General features: G+C 57.8%; 6 protein-coding genes. 1 reads left to right on the forward strand and 5 read right to left on the reverse strand.

Annotation, left to right across the window (positions count from 1 at the left end; genetic code table 11):
* Nucleotides 1-121: 121 nt before the first annotated feature.
* On the reverse strand, nucleotides 122-430 hold the full coding sequence (locus JWR14_RS38280) for an ArsR family transcriptional regulator (RefSeq protein WP_299720019.1): 309 nt from the start codon (nucleotides 428-430) through the stop codon (nucleotides 122-124).
* 25 nt (nucleotides 431-455) lie between these two features.
* Entirely contained in the window at nucleotides 456-1,895 is a 1,440-nt protein-coding gene (locus JWR14_RS38285; protein ID WP_299720021.1) for a PLP-dependent aminotransferase family protein, read from the reverse strand.
* Nucleotides 1,896-2,054: 159 nt separating this feature from the next.
* On the opposite strand from JWR14_RS38285, the gene JWR14_RS38290 reads away from it, so the two are divergent.
* Entirely contained in the window at nucleotides 2,055-4,373 is a 2,319-nt protein-coding gene (locus JWR14_RS38290; RefSeq protein ID WP_299720011.1) for an FdhF/YdeP family oxidoreductase, read from the forward strand.
* 673 nt (nucleotides 4,374-5,046) lie between these two features.
* Here the strand turns inward: JWR14_RS38290 and JWR14_RS38295 are convergent.
* Genes JWR14_RS38295 through tssE form a run of 3 tightly spaced genes read right to left on the reverse strand, consistent with a single transcriptional unit; the run spans nucleotide 5,047 to nucleotide 6,459 of the window.
* Nucleotides 5,047-5,604, reverse strand: coding sequence for a hypothetical protein (locus JWR14_RS38295; RefSeq protein WP_299720013.1), 558 nt, complete (start codon nucleotides 5,602-5,604; stop codon nucleotides 5,047-5,049).
* Entirely contained in the window at nucleotides 5,588-5,995 is a 408-nt protein-coding gene (locus tag JWR14_RS38300; RefSeq protein WP_299720015.1) for an H-NS family nucleoid-associated regulatory protein, read from the reverse strand. The genes JWR14_RS38295 and JWR14_RS38300 overlap by 17 nt, the downstream gene beginning before the upstream one ends.
* Nucleotides 5,996-6,030: 35 nt before the next feature.
* Entirely contained in the window at nucleotides 6,031-6,459 is a 429-nt protein-coding gene (gene tssE, locus JWR14_RS38305; protein WP_299720017.1) for a type VI secretion system baseplate subunit TssE, read from the reverse strand.
* Nucleotides 6,460-6,488 lie beyond the last annotated feature (29 nt).

Genomic DNA, 6,488 nt, shown 5'->3' on the forward strand with positions numbered 1-6,488 from the left:
AATAATTCGATATTCCTTACAATGGCTTGCCATTTGCACTGGAAGAAACCCAATAACTCGCGTGATATTGCAACCGATCGCCAATTACCGGCCAATAGCGCTCATGCCTGTGCACGATCGTTCAGAACGTGTCGGTCTCCGGGGATGATTGCGCGAATAATTGCGCACAAAGCTCGCGTCCCGCTTCGCTTAACGCAGCGGTGGGCGTATTCGCCGCATTTTCACGTTTCGCGCCGGAGTTCTCCGGATCGGGCGGATCCAGTAACGCCGCATCGGACAGCGCGGTCAGGTGGCGAATCAGGCTGCTCATCGGCACGCCCGATTGCTTCGATAACTTCGCGAGCGACCACGCCCGCCCGGGTGTCTCCTGCGCCGCCCGCCATAACTGCGCGAGGATCGCGATCAGCGCCGGATCGATCTCGTCGTTCATGCCGTCCATGTTCTTGTCCTTGTCACTAGTTTTTGATGTCTCTGATTTTCTCGCGCGCCATGCCGGCGACCAGTTCGCCCAGCGTCTTCACCGCTGCTTCCGTCTGCGCGTTCCAGGGATAACTGTAGTTGAGCCGGATGAAATGACGGAAGGCATCGCGTGATGAAAACATCGTGCCCGGCCCGATTGTGATCCCGCGTGCGAGCGCTGTTTCGTAGAGTTTCATGGAGTCGACATCATCAGGCAACTGGACCCACAGCACATAACCGCCCATGGGCGTGGACGTATGCGTGCCGGCGGGGAAAAAGCGCTTTACCATCGCGATCATGAGCCGTGCCTGCTGCCGGTACACCTTGCGCACATGCCGCAGATGACGGTCGTAACCGCCCTGCCGAAGATAGTCGGCCACCGCGACCTGCGGCACCGAAGGCGTAGTCAGCGTGTTCAAAAACTTGAGTTTCTCAACCTCTTGGCGATAGCGCCCGGGCATCGCCCAGCCGATCCGGTAAGACGCCGTCAGGCTCTTGGAAAACGACGCACAGTGCAGCACCAAGCCCTTTTTATCGAAGTTCTTAAGCGCTGACGGCCGGGCTTCGCCGTAATACAACTCCTGGTACACATCGTTTTCAATCACCGGAATTTCGTGCGCGGCGAGCAGGTCGACAAGCCGCTCTTTGTTGGCATCGGACATCACGAAACCCAGGGGATTCTGGAAGTTCGGCATGACCATGCACGCGGCAATCCGATGTTCGAGGATGATGATCGCGAGCGCGTCGATGTCGATGCCTTCGATCGGATGCGTCGGCACTTCGATCGCTCGCATGCCAAGGCGCTCGATGGCGTGGAGCATGGCGTAATACGTCGGCGATTCGACCGCGACGGTGTCGCCCGGTTTTGCCACGGCCTGCAGGCTCAGGTTGATCGCCTCGGTGGCGCCGACGGTGATGATGATCTCGTCGGGATCCACGGGCACGCCATTCTCAGCGTACCGGCGCGCAATCTGGCGGATCAATTCGGGGTTGCCGGGCGGCAAGTCGTCCATCAGGTTCCAGCTTGAATGCCGCCGAGCAATGGCGTTTGCCAACTGGTTGATGCGACGCCAGGGAAACAGTGACGGGTCCGGATAAGGCGACCCCAGCGGCGTGGCGTCCTGCGAGCGGATGGAGCGGAGCGTGGACAGCACGAGGCGGCTGACATCGACTTTCGATGCAACCGGCGGTGGCTGCGAGGCGACTTGATTAATCGCTTGCGGGACGGGCACTTCGCGCACGAAGTAGCCCGACTGCGGCCGGGTTTCCAGTACTCCCCTGCTTTCCAGCAGCGCGTAGGCATGCAGGACCGTCTTGATGCTGAGCCCATGTTGTGCACTTGCCTGACGCACTGACGGTACGCGTTCGCCTACGGCGAACACCCCGCGGCGCACGGCTTCCTCGATCTCGACAGCCAGTTTTTCGTAGAGCGTCACGGTCGATAAATGGGCAAAGGAGTTGACCGGGCGGGCTTCCAAGCCGGTAGATCGTCAACTGTACTCCTCGTCTATCTGTTTTTCTGTATACCGCGCTACTTTTGGAACACAGTAGCCTAGAGTCATTGGTGAAAACCCTCATGAATCGCGGCAGGCATTGTGAAAAAACCCGAACCTCGCATTGAACCGTATACACACCCCGCAGCCGGCTGGGGCGCGCTCAAGTATGTCGCGCTCAATCTCCTGAAGGAGAAGGTATCGGGCGGAAATTACCGCACGCTGTTCGGCCAGAATCAGCCGGACGGCTTCGATTGCCCCGGCTGCGCGTGGCCGGATCGCGAGCACGCATCCACGTTCGAGTTCTGCGAAAACGGCGTGAAAGCCGTGGCCGCCGAGTCCACCAGCAAGCGCGTCACGCCGGCGTTTTTCGAAGAACATACCGTCGAACAGTTAATGGCGCAGTCGGACTATGAGCTGGAACAGCATGGCCGCCTGACCGATCCGCTGGTCTACGATGCAGAACGTGACCGCTACGTGCCCATTGCGTGGGACGACGCGTTTGCGCTGATCGCGGACCACTTGAATCGCCTCGATAACCCCGATCGCGCTGCGTTCTATACCTCGGGCCGTGCGAGCAACGAAGCCGCGTTCCTGTACCAGTTGTTCGTGCGGATGTACGGCACCAACAACTTCCCCGACTGCTCGAACATGTGCCACGAAGCCACGAGCCGGGGTCTGCCGGTAACCGTGGGCGTAGGCAAGGGAACCGTCACGCTCGAGGATTTCGAACACGCGGATACGCTGTTGCTGTTCGGCCAGAATCCGGCGACGAATCACCCGCGGATGCTCGGAGAACTGCGCGAGTGCGCGAAGCGCGGCGCCACGATCGTCTCGATCAACCCGCTGCGTGAACGCGGTCTCGAACGTTTCGCGAGCCCGCAGCATCCGGTCGAGATGCTCACCGGCGGCAGTACGAAGATCAGTTCGGTGTTCATCCGGCCGAAAATCGGCGGGGATTTCGCGTTGATCAAAGGCGTGGCGAAACGCGTGATCGAACTCGACGATGCAGCCCTTGCACAAGGCTTGCCGCGCGTACTGGATATCGAATTTATCGCCGAGCATACCGTCGGTTTCGATGCCTTCGCCGAGGACCTCCGCGCCGAAAGCTGGGATGTGATCGTGTCGGAATCAGGCGTGCCCATGGATGACGTGCTGCAACTCGCCGATATCTACGCACGCGGCCGTGCCGTGATCTCGACGTGGGGCATGGGTCTGACGCAGCACAAAAACTCAGTGCCGACGGTGCAACTCCTGTCGAACCTGATGATGATGCGCGGGAACATCGGCCGGCTGGGTGCGGGACTGTGCCCGGTACGTGGGCATTCGAATGTGCAGGGTGACCGCACGGTTGGAATCGAAGAGCAGCCGACGCAAGCGTTCCTCGACCGGCTTGGCGCCGCGTACGATTTCGAGCCGCCGCGCGAACATGGCTACGACGTTGTTGGTTCGATTGAAGCGATGCTCGCCGGCAAGCTGAAAGTGTTTATCGGGTTGGGTGGCAATTTTTCGATTGCGACGCCCGATACGCCCCGCGTGTGGGAAGCCATGCGCTCGTGCGATTTGACCGTGCATATCACGACCAAGCTTAATCGCAGCCACCTGATTCATGGCCGCGATGCGCTGATCCTGCCGACGATGGGCCGCACGGAAATCGACATGCAGAACGGCGTTGCGCAAGGCGTGAGCGTGGAAGACTCCATGAGCATGGTGCACATTTCGTACGGTATGAACCGCCCTGCTTCGCCGAACTTGTTGTCGGAGATTGCGATCGTCGCACGCATGGCGCTGGCCACGCTCGGCAGCACGAAGGTTGACTGGCTCGCGCACGCGAACGACTATGCGCTGATTCGCGACGGTATTGAGAAAGTCATCCCGGGCTTCGAGAATTACAACGAGCGGCTCAAGCACCCGGGTGGGTTTCATCTGGGCGTGGCATCGCGCGACCGCGTGTGGATTACGCCGAGCGGCAAGGCGCAATTCCTCGTGCACGGTATTGAATTCGATACCCCGATTCATCGTGCACGGACGGCTCATGGCGAGCGGTTGATGACGCTCATGACCACCCGTTCACACGATCAGTACAACACGACAATCTATGGTCTCGATGACCGTTATCGCGGTGTGTATGGGCAGCGGCGGGTGTTATTCGCCAATCAACTGGACATCGAGATGCTGGGCTTCGAAGCGGGCCAACGGGTAGATATCACGAGCGTTTGGGACGATGGCATCACGCGGCGTGCGGACAGTTTCCTGCTGGTCGCCTATGATATTCCGCGCGGTTGTCTGGGCGCGTACTACCCGGAGACGAATCCGCTTGTGCCGCTGTCAAGTGTTGCCGATGGCGCGGGGACCCCTACGTCGAAGTCTATTCCGGTGTTGTTGCGTGCTTCTTCCGAGCAGCAACTGGAGGCGGCTTGATGCAGCGGAGATATTCGCTCGCATCGGTGGACAAGGTTTGGGTTTCTGGCGGTCGTCGGCACCGGGCGATGCTGGGTTGCTAGATTCCAGGGTTATCGGTCCGAGTTGTTGCTTGCTTCACCTGCCTACGTGAGTCGATTTTCACTTTCTCACGACTAGACACTTTGCGTGGCAAAGTGAAGGATTACCCGCTCCGTGTGCCAACTTCCGCGGTCCATAGCGCTCTCTACCGCTCACTCTTTCTGCCCAACATTTTTTGATTCCGCATGAAAATTGCCAGCCGAAAAACCTATAACGTCTTGATCATTGCAAAGGTCTAGTATCTGAACACGCTGTCGTTTTCAGATACTAGACCCTTACCGTTTTTGGCCAATTGATCGGCTGAATATGTTCATTCGCTCGCAATGACACCGAACGGCAACTGGTAGGTTTCCCTAAGGTAGTTCTCGGTAACCGCAAGTAGCTCAAGCTGGGGGCGACTCGCAAGTCGTCTTTGACAAACCCGGTTGAACGACAAATATTTTTAGGTTGACCTGCATTATTCGACTCGCTTCTTTCAGCTGAACAAGGCTCTCCCGATCACCACGTTCAAAGCGGGTGCAGTCGGACATGCCACGACGCTTTGGCTCCCGCTTTACCAAGTGCAAGAACAGATCCGTTTTCTTTTCGTGACTCATGACCCAGCAACGCTTTTCTGGGCTTGACCGCAAACCGCGTAAAGGTCGTCGACTCGTGCTCCTGAAGTCGATGCCATCGAAAACTTACAATGGTAAAACTCAACATCGAGTCGCCGCCTTTCTCCGTGCGATATCTCGCGTACCGCCACCACATCCGCAGCTTCCCCCGCACCATCATCGTCAAAAATAAGGCAATAACTTTGGTCCTTCAGAAGGGTGTCGATAACCTTTCGTTGAATTGATCGGGGATCGCGATGAAGCCCCTGTGACCGGAGGAACTGCGCTAACAATCCAAAGCGTTGCCCTTGCGCGCAGGCAAACAGTAGCGGCGAATAGTGCCCTGCAAATGCTGTCGACAAACATTCGCCATTCCACGCATGAGCGAGGCTCCCAACTGCCTTGAGCATCCGAGTTTGATAGTCCAAGGAGCCATTCGAACCGCGCCACGGCATCGTGTCTATTGCATCCCATGCACGCCAGCGAGTCTCAGGCGGAACCGTTGGAGAGGACAGGTTGTATTCCGGCGCTCTAAGCCTCCTAAGGTTGGGTTTCATGCGTGAGTCCTGCGTCCACGTTCAACAGCGGATCGACTTGGAACCGCCCCCAGACCTTACCGCGTAGCCACTCAGGTGTTTTTCTTCTTCCGCCCCACTTTGCCCCGGTCTGCGGATTGCGATATTTCGATTCGTTCGCCCGGGGTGGCAGCCTGAAACGACGGTAATCCTTCAGTCGTTCCAGCGAGATTCCCAGATCGTTCATCGTCTGCAAGATGTCGTGCCTGGCCGATTCCACCTCAAGCACTCGCGCGGTGGCGATGTCTGCATTCAACATTTCGAGTTCCATATGGCGCGCAATGGGTCGTCCGTTGTCGAGCGCAGTTTCATCGCCGTCGAGTATTTGGCCGCCAGTCGTTGTCGCATTTCCTTTCACTGCCATCTTCTTCATGTTCGCTTCCTGATTGACTAATCCAAACGTACTTGCTAATCGTGCGCGTTTTCCTGCGTAGTCAACCGCGCTTGTCCCTCTGGCGTGAAGTGCGTGCCGTAGCGCACAAGTCCTCCTTGATGCAATTCACAGGTCATCGTGAAACTGAGCAACATGCCGTCTTCTGTATTGGCGGACGCTATATCGATCGATTTCAACCGTGGCTCGTACTTCAGCAACGTGTCTTCAATCTCGCGCCGAAGTGTGTGTGCAGACGCCGGCATGTGCCGATAAATCTTCGACAGGTCACCCAGACCGTAGTCAGGCAGATGCGCTAGGCTATTGCGGCGGCTGTTCAAAATCCGCTGGATGTTGTCACGCACAGAGAGGAACGTTTGAGTACTTCTATCGTGCAAGCCAATAGGATCACCGTTCGCAAAATGGCCCGTCTCCACTTCGAATTGCCCAGGTCCGCCGCGCGTCATGGCGCGACTTCCTCGCTGGGTGCCTCAGC

This window comes from Caballeronia sp. (assembly GCF_028292365.1).
Taxonomy (GTDB): Bacteria; Pseudomonadota; Gammaproteobacteria; order Burkholderiales; family Burkholderiaceae; genus Caballeronia.

What these genes read in the sequence shown, in the direction of transcription:
- JWR14_RS38280 (WP_299720019.1), bottom strand. Translation starts at nt 430, where the DNA reads ATGAACGACGAGATCGATCCGGCGCTGATCGCGATCCTCGCGCAGTTA.
- JWR14_RS38295 (WP_299720013.1), bottom strand. Translation starts at nt 5,604, where the DNA reads ATGAAACCCAACCTTAGGAGGCTTAGAGCGCCGGAATACAACCTGTCC.
- tssE (WP_299720017.1), bottom strand. Translation starts at nt 6,459, where the DNA reads ATGACGCGCGGCGGACCTGGGCAATTCGAAGTGGAGACGGGCCATTTT.
- JWR14_RS38300 (WP_299720015.1), bottom strand. Translation starts at nt 5,995, where the DNA reads ATGAAGAAGATGGCAGTGAAAGGAAATGCGACAACGACTGGCGGCCAA.